The sequence below is a fragment of the Bradyrhizobium iriomotense genome, assembly GCF_018130765.1.
GTDB lineage: Bacteria > Pseudomonadota > Alphaproteobacteria > Rhizobiales > Xanthobacteraceae > Bradyrhizobium > Bradyrhizobium iriomotense_A.
Genome location: NZ_JAFCJZ010000006.1, coordinates 80,377 through 98,577, shown reverse-complemented (window position 1 = coordinate 98,577; position 18,201 = coordinate 80,377). Strand labels below are relative to the sequence as shown.

The following is an 18,201-nucleotide window of genomic DNA, read 5'->3' as shown; positions in this document are numbered from 1 at the left end:
CGAGAAGATGGCGAGAAAGCTCAAGCCCATGCATCCTGGTGAGGTTCTGCGGGAGGATTTTCTGATCCCGCTGGACACGTCCGCCGGCGCGCTCGCCAAGATATGCGGCCTGCCGCGTACGCGTATCGAGCGGATTGCGAGTGAGCAGACCGGAATCACCGCCGACACCGCACTTCGGCTTGCCAAGGCGCTCGGCACGACCGCCGAGCTTTGGCTCAATCTTCAGAACGATTACGACATCCAGATCGCCAAGCGCGATCTGGGCAAAGCACTCGATCGCATCGAGACGGTGAACAAGCCCAAGGCGGCCTGAGCGATCGGCCTTAAGCCGACCTTCTCACCGCGTTGTCCACCAGCGTCTTGCCGAGCGACCAGATCGCGCCGGGGACCTTGTGGCTGCCGGCGATGACGTCGTCGAAGGCGCGCTCGATCCAGCTGCAGTCTTCCTCGGTGATGGTGAGCGGCGGCAGCAGCTTGATGGTGTGGCTGCCGTGGCCGGCGACTTGCGTGAGGATCTTGTGATCCTTGAACAGCGGCACGGTGATGAGCTGGCAGAACAGGCCCTTGTTGGCGGCCTCCAGCACGTTCCAGGAGGCCCGCAGGCGCAGCGACTTCGGCGGTCCGAACTCGATGCCGATCATCAGGCCCTTGCCGCGCACTTCCTTCAACAGCTCGTAGCCGGGCACCATGCGCGTGAGCGCGAGGCGCAGCTCGGCGCCGCGTTTGGCGGCCGCATCGATGAGCTTCTCCGATTCCATCACGTCGAGCGTGGCGATGCCCGCGGCCATGGCGAGGTCGTTCTTGGAGAAGGTGGAGCCGTGCACGACCGCACGGTCCATCTGGTTGAAGATCTTGTCAAAGATGGCCTTGCGCGTCAGCACCGCGCCAACAGGCACGTGGCCGCCCGAGAGCGACTTCGACAGCAGCACCATGTCGGGCTCGACGTTCCAGTGCTCGACCGCGAGGAAGCGGCCGGTGCGGCCCATGCCGGTCTGGATCTCGTCGGCGACGAACAGCGTGCCGTATTTCTTGCAGAGCGCGGCGGCGCCGGGCAGGAACTCGTCGGTGGGCATGTTGACGCCCTTGCCCTGGATCGGCTCAACGATGAACGCCGCGACCTCGCGCGAGGCCAGCGCCTTCTCGAGCGCGGCCAGATCATTGAACGGGACCGGGGTGCAGCCCGGCAGCAGCGGCTCGAAACCGGTGCGGAAGTTCGAATCACCCGTCAGCGACAGCGCGCCATAGGTCAGGCCGTGATAGCCGTGGGCGCAATAGACGATGCCGGGACGCCCCGTCGCCCCCCGCGCGAACTTGATCGCAGCCTCGACGCATTCGGCGCCGGAATTGGCAAAGAACGCCTTGTCGAGATAGGGAACGTATTTCAGCAGGCGCTCGGCCAGCACGCCGGCGAGCGTCGAGACGTCGAACTGGACGAGGTTGGGCAGGTCGGCATCGAGCACGCTCTTGAGCGCCTCGCGCATGACCGGATGGTTGCGCCCGATCGCAAACACGCCAAATCCGGACAACAGGTCGAGATAGCGCGCGCCCTCGCGGTCGTAGAGGTACTGCCCCTGCCCCTTTTGGAAGCCAACATCGTAACCGATCGTCTTGAGGACCCGGACGAACTGCTCGTTCAGATACCGATTATGCAGGGCGCTGCGCTGGGCCTGCCGGTCCGCGAACAGCTGAGACATGTCTGGATTTGGACTGTGCATCCGTTACATACTTCGGTTGAGGGCCGTCTCGTCAACTGAAAACGGACCGTTCCTGAAAACGGTCTGTGCGGCCTTTTGCCCTTTTTCGGACCATCTTCGCAAGCACAGCTTTTAGATCATGTTGCACTGCCAAGGAACACTCATGCGTTTGGCCCTTTACACCGGAATTATACTGGCTGGCGGTTACGCCTGCCTGACCCCGGCCCTCGCCGCCGACCCCACCGGCGACTGGCGGGTCGCCGACGGCGTCGCCAACATCCGCGTCGCCCAGTGCAATGGCAGCATGTGGGGCGCGGTTTCCTGGGAAAAGCAGCCCGGCGGCCGCGACGAGAACAACCCGGATGTCTCGAAAAAGAACAGGCCGACGCTGGGCATGCCGACCCTGATCGACATGAAGAAGAAGCCCGGCGCCGATCAGTGGGAAGGACAAGTCTATAACGCGCAAGACGGCCAGACCTACAGCGCGACCATCACACCTGTCGGCACCGACCAGCTCGAGATCAAGGGCTGCGTTATGGGCTTTCTCTGTGGCGGCGAGACCTGGACCAGGGTCGGCCCGCCGATCCCCTTGAGCCCCACCAATGCCATGGCCAAGGGCGCGCCGAAGTCCACCGGCGCGGCGCCCAAGGCCCAGGGAGCGCAACAAGCAGCGCAACAAGCAGCCCAGGCCCCCCAAGCCACGACGGGCGCCACAGCGCCTGCGCCGGCCGCGAAGACTGCTGCGACCAAGCCCGGTCAGAAGGGCGCCGCCGACCCGGTCGGCGACATCTGCCTACTCCCTGAGATTGCGGGGCTTGCCCATTAGGGCCGGCTGGAACAGCAGCACGGCGGCGAGCGTCGTCACCAGCGAGAGCGCCAGCAGCTTGCCCATGCTGGACGTGCCGGGATGGCTCGACAGCCACAGGCTGCCGAACGCGGTCGCCGTGGTCAGCGCACTGAAGAAGATTGCTCGCGTGAGGCTGGTCTGAAGCAGGTTTGTTCTGCCCGAGCGCCAGGCCACGACATAATAGATCTTGAACGCGACGCCGACGCCGAGCAGCAGCGGGAACGCGACGATGTTGGCGAAGTTGAGCGGCAGCCCGATCAACACGCAGATCTCGAGCGTCACGGCACCGGCAACCAGAAGCGGCACCAGCGTCATCAGCACGTCCACGAACCGGCGCAGCGTGATCCACAGCAAGAGGCCGATCACGAGCAGCGCGTAGATGCCGGCGTGGATGAACGCCTTCACCACGGTGTCGCCGGACTTCAGGATCGAGACCGGCCCGCCGATCGCGGTCGGCTCGGCCTTGAGCACCGCCGCCGCAAATTTGCGCAGCGTGTCGTTGTCGTTGGGATCGCCCTTGGGCAGCGCCTCGACGCGGATGATGCCGTCCTTGCTCTTCCAGGCGCTGACGAGATCGGGCGGCAGTGAGCTCAGAGTGACGGGACCTGCCTGCATCGCATTCCTGAGCTGGTCGAACACGATCTTCATCGGCGTGACGAAGACGTCCTGCGCCTTGTTGCGCGTGGCCTCGTCGCCTTTGGCGAGCTTCTCGAGCGCATCGGCGAGCCGGCGCGAGGCGACCGCCCCCGGGCCCTTCGCATCACCGGCGGTCCGGCGCAGATTGTCGACCGAGGATTTCAGCGAGTCCACGTTCTCCTGGTCCGTCGGCGCCGCATCGATCTGATCGGGATTGAGCGCGGGGTTCAGCACCTTGGCGCCCTGCGCGATCAGCTTCAGCTTCGGCTGCTGGTCCTGCGGCACGAAGCTGTCGAGCGACATCACCCGGAGCACCTCGGGCACCTTCTCCAGCCTCGCCTCGACCTGCCTTGCCTGCTCCTCCGACGTGGTCATCACGTTGATGGCATTGGCGCCCGTGTTGGGATCCTTGCGCAGGTCGAGGAAGGTCGCGATCGACTCGGCACGCGGATTACGCAGGTTCATCGGGTTGAAGTCGAACTTCATGAAGTAGAGCAGCGGCAGGCCGGCGAGCGCGAGCAGCAGCGTGCCGCCGACGACCAGGACGCGGTGTTTCTCCAGAAAGTGATCGAGCGGCGCCAGGAAGGCGTAGCCGACCGGCTCCATCTCACCGGGCGGGTTCAGAAGCTTCAGCAGTGCCGGCAGAACGGTGATCGAGGAGAGGAAGGCCACCAGCATGCCGACGCCGGCGATCTGGCCTAGCTCCGCGATGCCCTTGTAGTCGGTCGGCATGAAGCAGAGGAAGCCGGCCGCGGTCGCCATCGCCGCGAGCGACAGCGGCACCGCCGAGCGCTTCGCAGCCAGCACCAGCGCACCGGAGAGGTCGTTGTGCTTGTAGCGCTCCGAGCGATAGCGGACGCTGTACTGGATGCCGAAATCGACGCCGAGGCCGACGAACAGCACCGCGAACGCGATCGACAGCAAATTGAATGATCCGACCATCATCAGGCCGGCGGCCGTCGTGATCGCGAGTCCGACGAAGAGATTGACGAACACGGCGAAGATGATCTTCGCCGAATGCAGCGCCAGCCACAGGATGAGCAGCACGACGAGGACGGTGCCGACGCCGTTGACGACGGCGCCTTCCTGAACCGTGGCGTATTCCTCGTTCGCGATCGGGACCGGGCCGGTCAGGCGCACCCGCGCCTGGAATGTGGTCGGAAAATCGAGGTCGGCGGCGGCCTTGCGGATTGCATCCGTGGCGTCCTTGCCGGGCTCCAGCGCGTTGTAGTCGAGGATCGGCTTGAACTCGATGAAGGCGCGCTTGTCCGAATCCGACAGCGGCTGGTCGCTGACGAGCTCGCGCCAGGAGAACGTCGCATTGCCCTTGTTGAGCACGGTCTCGACGGTCTGCGCGATCTGGTTGAAGGGCCGCTCGGTGCCGTCGAGCTTCACCTGCCCCCGCTTGACGCCGGCAAGCCCGGTCTCGAGCGCGCCGGTCAGGCCGCGGATCGAGGGATCGCCGGCCATGATCTCGATCAGGGGCGCTGCGGATTCGAACTGACTGGTCGCCTTGGCAACCTCTTCGGTCGGCAGGAACAACAGGCCATTGCGCTCGAAGAACTCGCCGGTGCCGAGCTGCTGCATCGACACGAAATTGGTCTTGTCGTCTTTCAGCTTCGCATAGAGCGCGTCCGCCGCCGCGGTCGTCAACTCGGGCGTCTTGGCCTCGACGACCGCCAGAATCGTCGCATCGCGATCGAAGGCACGGTCGAACTGCTGGTCGCGCTGCCGCCAGTCGAGATTTTGGGCGATCAGCGAATTGATGTCGGTGTTGATGGCGAAATGGCGCGCAGCGTAATAGCCCGCGGCCACCGACAGCAGGAGCCCGAGAACGACGACGAGGGAGGCAAGCCGGGTGCAGGCCCTGACGATGGCAACGACTACGCTTTGCAGCACATCATTTCTTTCTAGTGTTAACAGCTTGCCGGAAACGCCCGCTGTTTATCGGAGTTCCCGGGCGAAACCTATTGCTGTTTTGAGTGGTTCTCGCCGCAAGAAGGTTCGAGGTAAACGGCGGGAGACCATGGCAAAATCATGCGGGGCGGTGGGTATAGCCGGGTAGTTGAGGCGGGAAAGTGACGAAGGGGTGAGCACAAATGTCGCCATTTTGCTCACGGCAATTCCTATACTATAGTACCGTGAAATTGAGCCGGCGGGGAACCAATAGTTTCATCTGAGCTTTCCTTTCTGCCGATTTTTTGACACAAAGTGCTGTGCCTCCATGCGCCGGGGCCCAGTTGGGGTGGGCGGTTACCGCGTGCGCGAGGCCAATGGTGCGTTTATTGCACTGCATTGGTCATTATCGGGGGGTGCCGCTGGGGACAACGAAGCGGATTGGTGCAACTTGCGTGATGGGCGTCCTATGGAAGTTTATCTGGCGCAGCCGCGCGGCTTCTGTGCGGGCGTGGTGCGTGCAATCGAGATCGTGGAACGGGCCCTGGAGAAATACGGCCCGCCCGTCTACGTGCGCCACGAGATCGTGCATAACAAATACGTGGTCGAGAGCCTGAAGAACAAAGGCGCCATTTTCGTCGAGGAGCTGTCCGAGGTTCCGCCGAAATCGGTCACGGTTTTCAGCGCCCATGGCGTCGCCCGCAGCGTCGAGGAAGAGGCGGCCGTGCGCGACCTTCCGGTGCTCAATGCCACCTGCCCGCTGGTCACGAAAGTTCACAATCAGGGGAAGCGGTACATCTCGAAGGGGCGCACCCTGATCCTGATCGGCCATGCCGGCCACCCCGAGGTCGAGGGCACGATGGGCCAGGTCCCGGGGCCGGTGCTACTTGTTCAAAGCGTTGAAGAGGTTAACGCCCTGGCGCTCCCGGCGGATAGCCCAGTGGCCTACATCACCCAGACCACCCTGTCGGTCGACGACACAAGAGACATTATTGCGGCCCTCCAGGCCCGCTTTACAGATATTCAAGGCCCGGATATCCGGGATATCTGCTATGCGACACAGAACCGCCAATCTGCGGTAAGGGACTTGAGTAAGCTGGTCGACGTGATCTTGGTGGTGGGCGCTGCCAACAGCTCGAACTCGAACCGGCTCCGCGAAATCGGCACTGAAGCCGGCGTCGCGAGTTATTTGATTGCCGACGGCAGCGAGCTCAATCCGGCGTGGTTGAAAGATGCCAGGACCGTCGGCGTCACGGCCGGCGCTTCGGCGCCTGAGGTACTCGTGGATGACGTGATCGAAGCGATGCGGCGGATCGGACCGGTCAAAGTCCAGGTACTGCCGGGCCGCGAGGAAAACATCGAATTCCGGCTTCCGGCCCAATTGGCTGCGAGCTGACCCACCCGAATTTCAAGCCCAGAAAGAAACTTGTAATGGCTATCCCCTTCTTCAAGGAAATGCGTATCGGCGGCTATTTGCTCAAGCAGAAACTGCTTGGCCGCAAGCGCTATCCGCTCGTGCTGATGCTGGAGCCGCTGTTCCGCTGCAACCTTGCCTGCGTCGGCTGCGGCAAGATCGATTATCCCGACGCGATCCTCAACCGCCGCATGACGGCGCAGGAGTGCTGGGACGCCGCCGACGAATGCGGCGCGCCGATGGTCGCCATTCCCGGCGGCGAGCCGCTGATCCACAAGGAGATCGGCGAGATCGTGCGCGGCCTCGTCGCGCGCAAGAAGTTCGTCTCGCTCTGCACCAACGCGCTGCTGCTCGAGAAGAAGCTCGACCTGTTCGAGCCCTCGCCCTACCTGTTCTTCTCCGTGCATCTCGACGGCCTGAAGGACCATCACGACAAGGCCGTGTCGCAGAAGGGCGTGTTCGACCGCGCGGTGTCTGCGATCAAGGCGGCCAAGGCGCGCGGCTTCACCGTCAACGTCAACGCCACCATCTTCGACGGCCACCCTGCCGAGGAGATCGCAAAATTCCTGGACCTCACCGTCGAGCTCGGCGTCGGCGTCTCGATGTCGCCCGGCTACGCCTATGAGCGCGCGCCGGACCAGGAGCACTTCCTCAACCGCACCAAGACCAAGAAGCTGTTCCGCGACGTCTTTGCGATGGGCAAGGGCAAGAAGTGGAATTTTATGCATTCCGGCCTGTTCCTGGACTTCCTCGCCGGCAACCAGGAATACGAGTGCACGCCCTGGGGCATGCCCGCGCGCAACATTTTTGGCTGGCAGAAGCCCTGCTACCTGCTCGGTGAAGGCTACGCAAAAACCTTCAAGGAGCTGATGGACACCACCGACTGGGAAACCTACGGCACCGGCAAGTACGAGAAGTGCGCCGACTGTATGGCCCATTGCGGCTACGAGCCGACGGCGGCGACCGCAGCGCTCAACAACCCGCTGAAGGCGATGTGGGTGTCGCTGCGCGGCATCAAGACCTCAGGCCCGATGGCGCCGGAGATCGACATGAGCAAGCAGCGCCCGGCGCAGTACATCTTCTCCGAGCAGGTCCAGAAGAAGCTCTCCGAGATCCGCAAGGACGAGGCGGCGGCTGCTCAGGAGAAGGCCGCGCGGAAGGCTTCGACGGCCGCGTAAGCAGGCTGTATCGACTACTACAACAGGCCCGGTCGCCGACGGCGACCGGGCCTTTTCGTTGTTCGGCGCGAGCGCCCAGGGCGATCGCAGAGTGCTGCTCGCGAGAGGTGGTGGCTCCGCAAAAAAGTGAAAAACAACCCCATGCAAAGTAGAAGCGCGCCGGCCGGACGGGGCAACGTCCGTTCGGCTAAGCCACGGCGACCGCTAGATAATCAGCGGCAAACACGCATCGTTGCTCACGCCAAGCAGAGTCCCTGAAGAAGGCTCGGAGCAGACGCCTGCATTGGGGACACTGCACTCAAGATGTGCAGAGACACCGCGATCGAGGCGCGCCGTGCACAAAATCCGACATGCACGCCACGGAAATGTCATCTTACAATATCGGTTCCCTGCCCGGACGGTGCCAGCCCGTGGCCAACATCGATGGAGCCCGACATGAACCTGTGCACGACAAGCCGTCTGCGATGCGCTGCCGTGTCGATCGCCGCCGCCATGTTCGGCCTCAGCACTGCAACGCACGCGGCGGACCTCACCGTTTACACGGCGCTGGAGGCCGACCAGATCAAGCCCTACAAGGCCGCGTTCGAAAAGGCCAATCCGGGCATCAACATCCTCTGGGTCCGCGACTCCACCGGCATCATCACCGCAAAACTCCTTGCGGAGAAGGCAAACCCCAAGGCCGACGTGGTGATGGGTCTTGCCGCGACCTCGCTGATGCTGCTGCAGAAGGAAGGCATGCTGATGCCTTACGCGTCGGCGGGTCTCGACAAGGTCGACGCCAAGATGCGCGATCCAGCCGCCTCACCGGAATGGGTGGGCATGGACGTCTGGGCATCGGCCTTTTGCGTCAATACCATTGAATCCAGCAAGAAGAACCTGCCGGAGCCCGCCTCCTGGGCCGACCTGACCAAGCCGGTCTATCAGGGACAAATCGCCATGCCGAACCCGGCGTCCTCGGGCACCGGGTTTCTGATGGTCTCCGCCTGGCTTCAGCTGTTCGGCTGGGACGGGGGCTGGAAGTACATGGATGAGCTTCACAAGAACATCGCGGCCTACACGCATTCCGGCTCCAAGCCGTGCCGACAGGCCGCCGCCGGCGAGTACGCGATCGGCCTCTCGTTCGAGTATCGCGCCAACAAGACCAAGAAGGGTGGAGCACCGATCAGCATTGTCCTGCCCAAGGAAGGTCTCGGCTGGGACATGGAGGCCATCGGCATCATGAAGACCACCAAAGAGGTGGAGGCGGCGAAGAAGCTTGCCGACTGGGCTGCGACGCCGGAGGCCAACAAGCTCTACGCCGAGAACTTCGCCATCGTCGCGTTGCCCGGCATCGCAAGCTCCATGGAGTTCGTCCAGGGTGACATCGACAAGATGCTGATCAAGAACGACTTTGCCTGGGCCGCGGAGAACCGCGACAAGATCCTGGCGGAGTGGAGCAAGCGCTACGACGGCAAGTCCGAGCCCAAGAACTAGGGACCAAGAACCGGGAATATCGGGATCGACCAAGCCGGCGGTGCCTGCGCGCCGCCGGAGAATGCGGGACAGTGTCATGGACAGCATGCCGACGACGGAGCCCTATCTCCGCATCCGCAACCTCTCGAAAAAGTTCGGTGCGTTCACCGCACTCGACACCGTCGACCTCGACATCATGCCCGGGGAGTTCGTCTCGTTCCTCGGGCCATCCGGTTGCGGCAAGACCACGCTGCTCCGCGCCATCTCTGGCCTCGACGTGCAGACCGCCGGGTCGATCCATCAGGGCGGGCGGGACATCTCGACGTTGCCGGTCGCCAAGCGCGACTTCGGCATCGTGTTCCAGTCCTATGCGTTGTTCCCGAACCTGACCATCAAGGACAATGTGGCCTACGGCCTGGTGTCGGCCGGCACGCCTCGCATCGAGATCGACAAACGGGTCAAGGAGCTTCTCGAACTTGTCGGTCTGCCCGAGCAAGCCGGCAAATACCCGGCCCAGCTCTCAGGCGGGCAGCAGCAGCGAGTCGCGCTCGCCCGCGCGCTGGCGCTATCGCCCGGTCTTCTGCTGCTGGACGAACCGCTATCCGCGCTCGACGCGCGCGTCCGGGCACGTCTGCGCGGCGAGATCCGCGATCTGCAGCAACGTCTCCAGCTGACCACGATCATGGTGACCCACGATCAGGAGGAGGCGCTCACCATGTCCGACCGGATCGTGGTGATGAGCAATGGCAGGATCGAGCAGGTGGGCACGCCGGACGAGATCTACGGCCGACCCGCGACGGCTTTCGTCGCCGACTTCGTCGGCAAGATGAACTTTCTGGAGGGGCGCCTCGTCACGAGCAAGCGCGCGGATGTCAGGGGGGCCGTGCTCGACTTCAGCGAGGAGGTACCGCTCGCCGAGGGCGCGGCCGTCACGGTCTGCCTTCGGCCGGAGGACGTGGTGGTGCGCGACATCGGCGAGCATTCGCACAATCGCCTGTCCGTCCAGGTCGGCGTCATGGAATTCATCGGCAATCATTTCGCAACGACCCTGCACGCGAGCGGCACGGGACTGAACTTCTCGGCCGACTTTTCGATCAACGCCGTGCGCGACCTCGGCATTTCCTCGGGGGCGACCATCGAGGTCGCGCTGCCGCCGAAGCGGTTGCGCGTGTTTGCGCAATCGCGCTCTGCGACTGCCTGACACGGGAAACCAGCGATGGCGACCGAGACGCTGATTCTGCCGGACCATCCCGCCGCGGTGGCGCCCCTGCGGCAGAAGCTGGGGCACGACGACTGGATCATGCGCGGCGCGGTCGTGGCGCTTGGCCTCTGGTTGATCATCACCGTGTTGCTGCCCCTCTGGGCGCTGCTGTCCAAGAGCTTCCAGGCAGCTGATGGCCGGTTCGTCGGCCTGGCCAATTTCCAAGCCTATTTCGCCAGCCCGGCGCTGGCCGATTCGATCTGGCACTCGGTCTGGGTCTCGCTGCTGAGCACGGTCATCTGCGTTCTGCTCGCCTTCGTCTACGCCTACGGACTCACCCGCACCTGCATGCCTGGGCGGGGACTGTTCCGCATCATCGCGCAGATCCCGATTCTCGCACCCTCGTTGCTTCCCGCGATCAGCCTCGTCTATCTGTTCGGCAACCAGGGCCTCGTCAAATGGATGCTGTTCGGCGCATCGATCTACGGCCCGATCGGTATCGTCATGGGCGAGGTGTTCTGGACCTTCCCGCACGCGCTCATCATCATCACCACCGCGCTGGCGATTTCGGACGCGCGTCTGTACGAGGCGGCGGAAGCGCTGCGGGCAAGTCCGCGCCGCACCTTCTGGACGGTGACCCTTCCGGGGGCACGTTATGGCCTGATCAGTGCGGTCTTCGTCGTCTTTACCCTGGTGATCACCGATTTCGGCGTGCCGAAGGTCATCGGAGGCAAGTTCAACGTGCTCGCGACCGACATCTACAAGCAGGTGGTCGGGCAGCAGAATTTCCAGATTGGTGCGGTGGTCGGCTTGCTCCTGCTGTTGCCCGCGGCATTGGCCTTCGTCGTCGATCAGCTCATGCAGCGGCGCCAGTTGGCGCTGCTCTCCGCGCGCGCCGTACCATATGCGCCGAGGCCCGACGCCACGATCGATCGCGCGATGCTGGCGATCTGCTCGCTGATCGCGTTCGCGATCCTGGTCATTCTCGGCGTATCCTTCTTCGCCTCGATCGCGACGTTCTGGCCCTACAATCTGACGCCCAGCTTCAAGAACTTCGACTTCGACATGATGGATGGCGGCGGCTGGCGCAGCTATTTCAACTCGCTCGTCATGGCCGGCCTCACCGCGCTGTTCGGAACCGCGGTGATCTTTACCGGCGCCTATCTCGTCGAGAAGACCCCGCGCTTTCGCGCCGTTCGCGGCTTCGTGCAGTTTCTCGCGCTGCTTCCATTGGCCGTTCCCGGGTTGGTGCTCGGCCTCGGCTACATCTTCTTCTTCAACAACCCCGCCAATCCGCTGAACTTCATCTACGGCACGATGGCCATCCTCGTCATCTGCACCATCTCGCATTTCTATTCCGTCTCGCACCTGACCGCGGTGACGGCGCTCAAGCAGATCGACCAGGAGTTCGAGACCGTTTCGGCATCGCTCAGGGTGCCGTTCTGGCGTACCTTCATGCGCGTGACCTTGCCGGTCTGCCTGCCGGCCGTGCTGGATATCGCCATGTATCTGTTCGTGAACGCGATGACGACCGTCTCCGCGGTGGTCTTCATCTACGCGCCGCACACGACGCTTGCGGCGATCGCCGTGCTCAATATGGATGACGCGGGCGACGTGGCCCCTGCGGCGGCCATGGCCATGGTCGTGTTCGCCACAGCGGCCGTCACACGCGCCATCTATATGTTACTCACGCAGGGCTATCTTGCGCGTGCGCAGATGTGGAGAAAACGGTGAGCGTGTCAGGAGACGAATTCGATCTGGCCGTTATCGGGGGCGGCATCTGCGGTCTCGCCCATGCGCTTGCGGGCGTGCGCCGGGGCTTGCGGGTCGTGGTCATCGAGCGCGATGCAAGGGCGAACGGCGCCTCGATCCGCAATTTCGGCTTCGTCACCGTCACCGGGCAGCAGCGCGGCCAGTGCTGGCAGCGGGCGATGCGGTCGCGGCAGGTCTGGGCCGAGGTGGCCCCGGCCGCCGGCATCAGGATCGAGCATGTCGGACTGGCGGTCGCAGCGCGACGACCGGAAGCCGTGGCCGTGCTCGAAGCGTTCCGCACCACCGAGATGGGCGAGGGTTGCGAGCTTCTGAGCCCGGCTGAGGCGGGCCGCCGTTTCCCGATGCTGCGGACCGACGATCTGCAAGCCGTGCTGGCGAGCCCGCATGATCTGCGGGTGGAGTCGCGTGTCGCCGTGCCGACACTGGCGAAGTGGCTTGCCGAGGTGCACGGCGTCACCTTCCTGTATCAGACTCTGGCCAAGGAGGTCGCACCGCCGGTCATCGACACCACGCGCGGGCCGGTCCGGGCCCGGCTCTGCGTGGTCTGCCCCGGCGACGATTTCCTCAGCCTCTATCCGGAACGCCTGGCGAGCTATGGCCTCGTCCGCTGCAAGCTGCACATGCTGCGGGTCGCTTCAGTGAGCGCGATGCCGCGCTTCAACGCGGCCGTGATGTCGGACCTTGGCCTCGTGCGCTATCTCGGCTACGCCGAGCTGCCGGAGGCGGCCGCACTGAAGCAGCGACTCGAATCCGAGCAGGGACAGCATCTGGCCAACGGCGTGCATCTGATCGCCGTGCAGAGCGAGGATGGCTCGCTCGTCGTCGGCGATTCCCACCACTACGACGCGACGCCGGACCCGTTCGGTCCTGAAGCGGTGGACGAGTTGATCATGGACGAATTCCGGCAGGTTCTGGCCTGGCCAACGCCTGTCATCCGCGAACGCTGGATCGGCACCTACGCCTCGGCATCCGATCGTCTGATGCTGATCGACCGCCCATCTGAAACTGTGCGCCTCGTCATGATCACCAGCGGCACAGGCGCCAGCACCTCGTTTGCGATCGCCGAGGAAGTGATTGACGAATTGACGTCCGGGAGCCGAGCGACATGACCGATAAATTCGAGCACGTCCGGGCCGTCGTGTTCGACTGGGCCGGCACGACGGTGGATCACGGCTCGCTGGCGCCGATGGGCGTGTTCGTCGAGGCGTTCGCGCGCTTCGGCGTGACGATCACCGTCGACGAGGCGCGCGGGCCCATGGGCATGGCCAAGCGCCCCCACATCGCCGCCCTCCTGCGCTTGCCCCGGATCGCCGCCGCGTGGCGCGACAGGCATGGGCACGAGCCGACCGAAGCCGACATCGATGCGCTCTACGCCGTGTTCGTGCCGATGAATGTCGAGGTCGCCGCCCGCTACGCCGACGTGATCCCGGGCGTGGCCGAAGCCGTCGCCGGCTTGCGGCGCCGCGGCCTGAAGATCGGCTCGAGTACGGGCTACACACGCGAGATCATGGCCGAGGTCATTCCGGTCGCGGCCGCGCAAGGCTACGCGCCCGACAGCATCGTCTGCACCGGGGACACGCCCGACGGCCGCCCCACGCCGTTCATGCTCTACAAGGCCTTTCTGGATCTCGCCGTCTGGCCTGCCTGGAGCTGCGTCAAGGTCGACGACACCGAGGTCGGGATCAAGGAAGGCCTCAACGGCGGCTGCTGGACCGTCGGCGTTGCCGTCACCGGCAACGTGTTCGGGTTATCACTCGCCGACACTGCGGCATTGCCGCCGAAAGCCTTCGCCGAACGGCGCGCGGCCGCAGTCGAGCGGCTGGCAGGCGCCGGCGCCCATTACGTGATCGACGGCGTCGCCGACATCATCCCGGTAATCACTGCGATCGAGGGCCGGCTGGCCCGCGGAGAGCGGCCAGGAGCCTGACATGACCGTGTCTGACATGAGCGCCTCCGAGGGCGACGTCAATCTGTCGGCGGAGCGGCGATCGTTTCAGGAGCGTCACCTCGACGCGCAGACCCAACAATTGCTCGACGAGGACGAGCGCTGGTTCCTGCGACAGTCGCTGTCGACGCCATGCCTGAACGTGGCCACCGCCGCCGAAGGCAGCCACATCGTCGATCTCCAGGGACGGCGCATCCTCGATTTCCACGGCAACAGCGTGCATCAGGTCGGCTACGGTCATCCTCGCGTGGTGGCGGCCATCAAGTCGCAGCTCGATACCCTGCCCTTCTGCCCGCGCCGCTACACCAACAGGTCCGCCATCGACCTCGCCCGGCGCCTCGCCGAACTGGCGCCCGCGCCCCTGGAGAAAGTGCTGCTGGCCCCCAGCGGGTCGGCTGCCATCGGCATGGCACTGAAGCTCGCCCGCTATGCAACGGGGCGACACAAGACCCTGTCGATGTGGGATGCATTTCACGGCGCCAATCTCGACGCGGTCTCGGTCGGCGGCGAAGCCCTGTTTCGGCGCGGCGCCGGCCCGCTGCTGCCGGGCACGGAGCATGTGCCGCCGCCGGGACTGGCCGCACGCTTCTTCGGACAGGACGGCCGCGCGCATGAGCGCCTCGCCGACTACATCGATTACGTCCTCGAGGTGCAGGGTGACGTCGCGGCCGTAATCGCCGAGCCGATGCGTTGGACCACGGTCGAACTGCCACCGCCCGGCTTCTGGCCCCGCGTGCGCGCGAGCTGCGATCGGCACGGGGCGCTCCTGATCTTCGACGAGGTGCCGAGTTGCCTCGGCCGCACCGGGACCATGTTCGTCTGTGAGCAGGCCGAAACTGCGCCCGACATTCTCGTGCTCGGCAAGGGACTGGGCGGCGGCATCATGCCGATGGCAGCTATCGTGGCGCGGGCCGATCTCGACGTGGTGCCCGAAGGGGCGCTCGGCCACTACACCCATGAGAAGGGCCCGGTCGGCTGCGCTGCAGCCCTCGCCACGCTCGATGTGATCGCGGAGGAAGGGCTGCTTGCCGCAGCGCGTGTCCTCGGCGCGCACGCGCTCGAACGGCTGCGATCGATGGCAGATCGGTCCCCCCTGATCTCCGAGGTGCGCGGCGCAGGTCTCTATCTCGGCGTCGAGATCGGCCGCCGCGACGAGGCCGAGGCCAACGCGCTCGCGGAGCGCCTCTTGTATCGCTGCCTGGAGGCAGGCCTGAGCTTCAAGCTCGGCGGCGGCAACGTGGTCACGCTATGCCCGCCGCTGACGATCTCGCGCGCTGAACTCGACCGGGCCCTTGATATCCTCGAAGCGGCGATGTCAGCCTTGTGAGCGAAACGCGACCCGTACGCGTCGCGACGCCGCGCTCCATCCGGGTTACGGGCACCAAACAAAAAGGCCCGGTCGCGCGACCGGGCCTTTTCTTGATTGGATCGAAGACGTCGCTCAGGCCGTCTCGGAGACCAGCGCGCCGCTCTCGACGAGCTCGGTGCCGATCAAATAGTCGCGGCAACCACGCAGCGAGCGCAGCGCGCGGTTGAAGTCGATGCCGGTCGAGACCAGCGCATGCAGCGTTGCCGGATTGCGCACGATGCCGCGCAGCACGGCGGCGAGGTCGATCTGGCCGTTCGGCTTGATGGCGGCGCGGGCGAGCGCCGGCAGCGCGCGATGGGCGGGATCGCTGATGACGCGGACCGCGGCGAAGGGCAGTCCGGCCTCGGCGGCGTAGGCCGCCGCGATGTGGCTTTCCATGTCGACGGCCGCGGCTCCGGTCTCGGAGTGGAGCGCTGCCTTGCAGGACCGCTTCGTGACCACCTCCTCGGCGCCGGCGAGGCTGCCGCGCACCACGCGGCGGCGGCCCGAGGTCAGGCGCTCGATCAGGTCGTCGCCGAGCGAGAGGCCGGCGGCCCAGCGGGTGTCGCCGGACAGCACCTCGGTCGCCAGCACGACGTCGCCGGAGCGCAACGTCGGGTCGAGCCCGCCGGCCACGCCGAACGAGATCACGCCGCGAATCGTCTCAGGGTCCACCACCGTCAGCAGCGCCCGCAACTGGGTCGGGCTGCTGGATGAACAGATGACCGCCATGCCAGGCCCGGCCGCAATGCGGGCCTCCTGCACCAGTCCGGTCACGATCAGTATCGGCCGCGGGTCGATGGCATTACCCGCGGTAACATAGTCCCCCGTCCCCAAAGTCACATTCCGACCCCTACCACCCTGCTGTTGGTGTTCCGCAAGTTCCGATACCGCGCCAACGCCCACAACGGAAAGAACTTCGGGTAACCATGATACCGTAGATAGAACACCCGGGGGAAGCCCGTGGCGGTGTACCGCTGCTCGTCCCACAGTCCTTTTTCGTTCTGTGTTGCAATCAGGTACTCCACCCCGCGGGCGACGGCCGGGTGATCAACCTCGCCTGCCGCCATCAGGGCAAGCAAGGCCCATGCCGTTTGCGAGGCCGTCGAGGGGGCGGCTTCCCATCCCCGGTAGTCCAGCCGGTAGCTGACGGCGTCCTCGCCCCAGCCGCCGTCGTCGTTCTGGATCGAGGCCAGCCAGTCGGCGGCCTTCCGGATCATGGGGTCGTCGTGGCGGACGCCGGCCATGTTGAGGGCGCAGAGCACCGACCAGGTTCCATAGATGAAGTTCATGCCCCAGCGGCCGTACCAGGACCCCTCCGGGTGCTGGGTCTTCCTGAGGTAGGCAACGCCGTCGGCCACGTGCTTGCTGGTCTTCTCGGTCTCGCCGAGCTGGGCCAGCATCGAGATGCAGCGCGCGGTGACGTCCTCGGTCGGCGGATCGAGCAGCGCGCCATGGTCCGAGAACGGGATGTTGTTGAGGTAGTATTCGAGGTTGTTGACGTCGAAGGCAGCCCAGCCGCCGTCGTCGCTCTGCATGCCCTCGATCCACTCTCGGCCGCGGGCGATCGCGGAATCATAGCCGGTCGCACCGTGCTCCCGGCGCATGCGGTCCATCGACATCACCACCACCGCGGTGTCGTCGAGATCGGGGTAATGCGCGTTGTTGTACTGGAAGGCCCAGCCGCCCGGACGCACGTCGGGCCGCTTCGCCGCCCAGTCGCCCTTCACCTCGAGCTCCTGCCTTGGGATCAGCCAGTCGAGCCCCTGCTTGGCCGCCGGCACCGCCGTGTCCCCGCCGGCTTCAAGCAGCGCGTGCGCGGTCAGCGTCGTGTCCCACACCGGCGAGACGCAGGGCTGGCAATAGGCTTCGTCGTCGCCGATCACGAGCAGCTTGTCGATGCCCCGGCGCGTGATCGCGCGCGGCGGATAATTCTCGTCCTTGCCGAGCGCGTCGTACATCATGACGATGTTGGCCATGGGCGGATAGATCGCGCCCATGCCGTCCTCACCGTTGAGGCGTTCCTCGGTAAAGGCGAGCGCGGCGTCGATCGCGCGCTTGCGCAGGCTCTTCGGAAACAGCGGCTCGATCACGCGCAGGATCGCATCGAGCGAGCGGAACAGCAGGAACCAGGCCATGCTCTGATGCGGCGCCTTGTGGGTCATGCCGATCGAGCGCGGATCCTGCAGGAACAACTCGTCGATGCCGACGCCCTTCGGATTCCTCGCGCGCGGCTTCAGCGCGGCGATCACCATCAGCGGCACCATGGTGGTGCGCGCCCAGTAGGAGATCTTGTTGAGGTGGAACGGCGACCAGAACGGCAGCAGCACGATCTCGATCGGCAGCACCGGCACCGCGCGCCAGGTCACGACACCGAAGGTCGCGAGCAGGAAGCGGGTGAAGACATTGCTGTTGATCGCGCCGCCGCGGGCATGGATCGCCTCGCGCGCGCGCACCATATGCGGGCTGTCCGTGGAATCGCCGATCATCTTCAGCGCGAAGTACGCCTTCACGCTGGCGCTCATGTCGAACTCGCCGTCATGCACGAGGGGCCAGCCGCCATGGGCGCCCTGCACGCGACGCAGATAATTGCCGATCTTGGCCTCGAGCATGGTGTCGACCGGCTCGGCGAGATAATGGCGCAGCAGGATGTACTCGGCCGGAATCGTGCAGTCGGCCTCGAGCTCGAAAACCCAATGGCCATCGGACTGCTGGAAGCCGAGGACGCCTTGGGTGGCCGACGCAATGCTCGATTCCAAAGCTTCGCGGCTGGTCGCGTTCACGGAATCCATGTCGCTCGATTGCTCCGATAGTCGA

At 65.0% G+C, this 18,201-nt stretch carries 14 protein-coding genes; 10 read left to right on the top strand and 4 right to left on the bottom strand.

Annotated elements, in window-relative coordinates:
• The first annotated feature begins 7 nt into the window (after positions 1–7).
• Positions 8–313: a HigA family addiction module antitoxin gene (locus tag JQ635_RS13240; RefSeq protein WP_211410308.1), complete on the top strand. Its 306-nt coding sequence runs from the start codon at positions 8–10 to the stop codon at positions 311–313.
• Positions 314–323: 10 nt separating this feature from the next.
• Here the strand turns inward: JQ635_RS13240 and hpnO are convergent, their stop codons facing one another.
• The gene (gene hpnO, locus JQ635_RS13235) at positions 324–1,715 is read right to left on the bottom strand and encodes an aminobacteriohopanetriol synthase HpnO (RefSeq protein ID WP_211410307.1); all 1,392 of its coding nucleotides are present in this window, start codon (positions 1,713–1,715) and stop codon (positions 324–326) included.
• 142 nt (positions 1,716–1,857) lie between these two features.
• On the opposite strand from hpnO, the gene JQ635_RS13230 reads away from it, so the two are divergent.
• Positions 1,858–2,520, top strand: coding sequence for a DUF2147 domain-containing protein (locus JQ635_RS13230; protein ID WP_211410306.1), 663 nt, complete (start codon positions 1,858–1,860; stop codon positions 2,518–2,520).
• On the opposite strand, the gene JQ635_RS13225 is transcribed toward JQ635_RS13230, so the two are convergent.
• Positions 2,488–5,076 (bottom strand): MMPL family transporter, encoded by a 2,589-nt coding sequence (locus JQ635_RS13225; RefSeq protein WP_211410305.1) that lies wholly within the window; start codon positions 5,074–5,076, stop codon positions 2,488–2,490. The genes JQ635_RS13230 and JQ635_RS13225 overlap by 33 nt on opposite strands.
• Positions 5,077–5,542: 466 nt before the next feature.
• Between JQ635_RS13225 and ispH the strand changes: the two genes are divergently transcribed.
• The 8 genes from ispH to pbfA all read left to right on the top strand — a co-directional run bounded on the left by ispH (position 5,543) and on the right by pbfA (position 15,363).
• On the top strand, positions 5,543–6,469 hold the full coding sequence (ispH, locus tag JQ635_RS13220) for a 4-hydroxy-3-methylbut-2-enyl diphosphate reductase (RefSeq protein ID WP_211410304.1): 927 nt from the start codon (positions 5,543–5,545) through the stop codon (positions 6,467–6,469).
• A gap of 35 nt (positions 6,470–6,504) precedes the next feature.
• Complete coding sequence (hpnH, locus tag JQ635_RS13215) at positions 6,505–7,665, top strand: adenosyl-hopene transferase HpnH (protein ID WP_211410303.1); 1,161 nt, start codon at positions 6,505–6,507, stop codon at positions 7,663–7,665.
• A 435-nt stretch (positions 7,666–8,100) separates the two neighbouring features.
• Positions 8,101–9,138, top strand: a complete 1,038-nt coding sequence (locus JQ635_RS13210; protein WP_246583511.1) for a putative 2-aminoethylphosphonate ABC transporter substrate-binding protein — start codon at positions 8,101–8,103, stop codon at positions 9,136–9,138.
• Positions 9,139–9,214: 76 nt separating this feature from the next.
• Positions 9,215–10,318, top strand: a complete 1,104-nt coding sequence (locus JQ635_RS13205; RefSeq protein WP_211410302.1) for a putative 2-aminoethylphosphonate ABC transporter ATP-binding protein — start codon at positions 9,215–9,217, stop codon at positions 10,316–10,318.
• 15 nt (positions 10,319–10,333) lie between these two features.
• On the top strand, positions 10,334–12,052 hold the full coding sequence (locus JQ635_RS13200; RefSeq protein WP_211410301.1) for a putative 2-aminoethylphosphonate ABC transporter permease subunit: 1,719 nt from the start codon (positions 10,334–10,336) through the stop codon (positions 12,050–12,052).
• Positions 12,049–13,200 carry a TIGR03364 family FAD-dependent oxidoreductase gene (locus tag JQ635_RS13195; RefSeq protein ID WP_211410300.1) on the top strand — a complete coding sequence of 384 codons (1,152 nt, stop codon included), beginning with the start codon at positions 12,049–12,051 and terminating at the stop codon, positions 13,198–13,200. Before JQ635_RS13200 ends, JQ635_RS13195 begins: the two co-directional genes overlap by 4 nt.
• Positions 13,197–14,018, top strand: coding sequence for a phosphonoacetaldehyde hydrolase (phnX, locus tag JQ635_RS13190; RefSeq protein WP_211410299.1), 822 nt, complete (start codon positions 13,197–13,199; stop codon positions 14,016–14,018). The genes JQ635_RS13195 and phnX overlap by 4 nt, the downstream gene beginning before the upstream one ends.
• A 1-nt stretch (position 14,019) precedes the next feature.
• Positions 14,020–15,363 (top strand): (R)-1-hydroxy-2-aminoethylphosphonate ammonia-lyase, encoded by a 1,344-nt coding sequence (gene pbfA / locus JQ635_RS13185; protein ID WP_211410298.1) that lies wholly within the window; start codon positions 14,020–14,022, stop codon positions 15,361–15,363.
• Positions 15,364–15,477: 114 nt separating this feature from the next.
• On the opposite strand, the gene JQ635_RS13180 is transcribed toward pbfA, so the two are convergent.
• Together JQ635_RS13180 and shc are read right to left on the bottom strand one after the other, a co-directional pair.
• The gene (locus tag JQ635_RS13180) at positions 15,478–16,227 is read right to left on the bottom strand and encodes a phosphorylase (protein WP_211410297.1); all 750 of its coding nucleotides are present in this window, start codon (positions 16,225–16,227) and stop codon (positions 15,478–15,480) included.
• A complete protein-coding gene (shc, locus tag JQ635_RS13175) occupies positions 16,224–18,176 on the bottom strand; it encodes a squalene--hopene cyclase (protein WP_211410296.1) in 1,953 nt (650 codons plus the stop codon). The genes JQ635_RS13180 and shc overlap by 4 nt, the downstream gene beginning before the upstream one ends.
• Positions 18,177–18,201 lie beyond the last annotated feature (25 nt).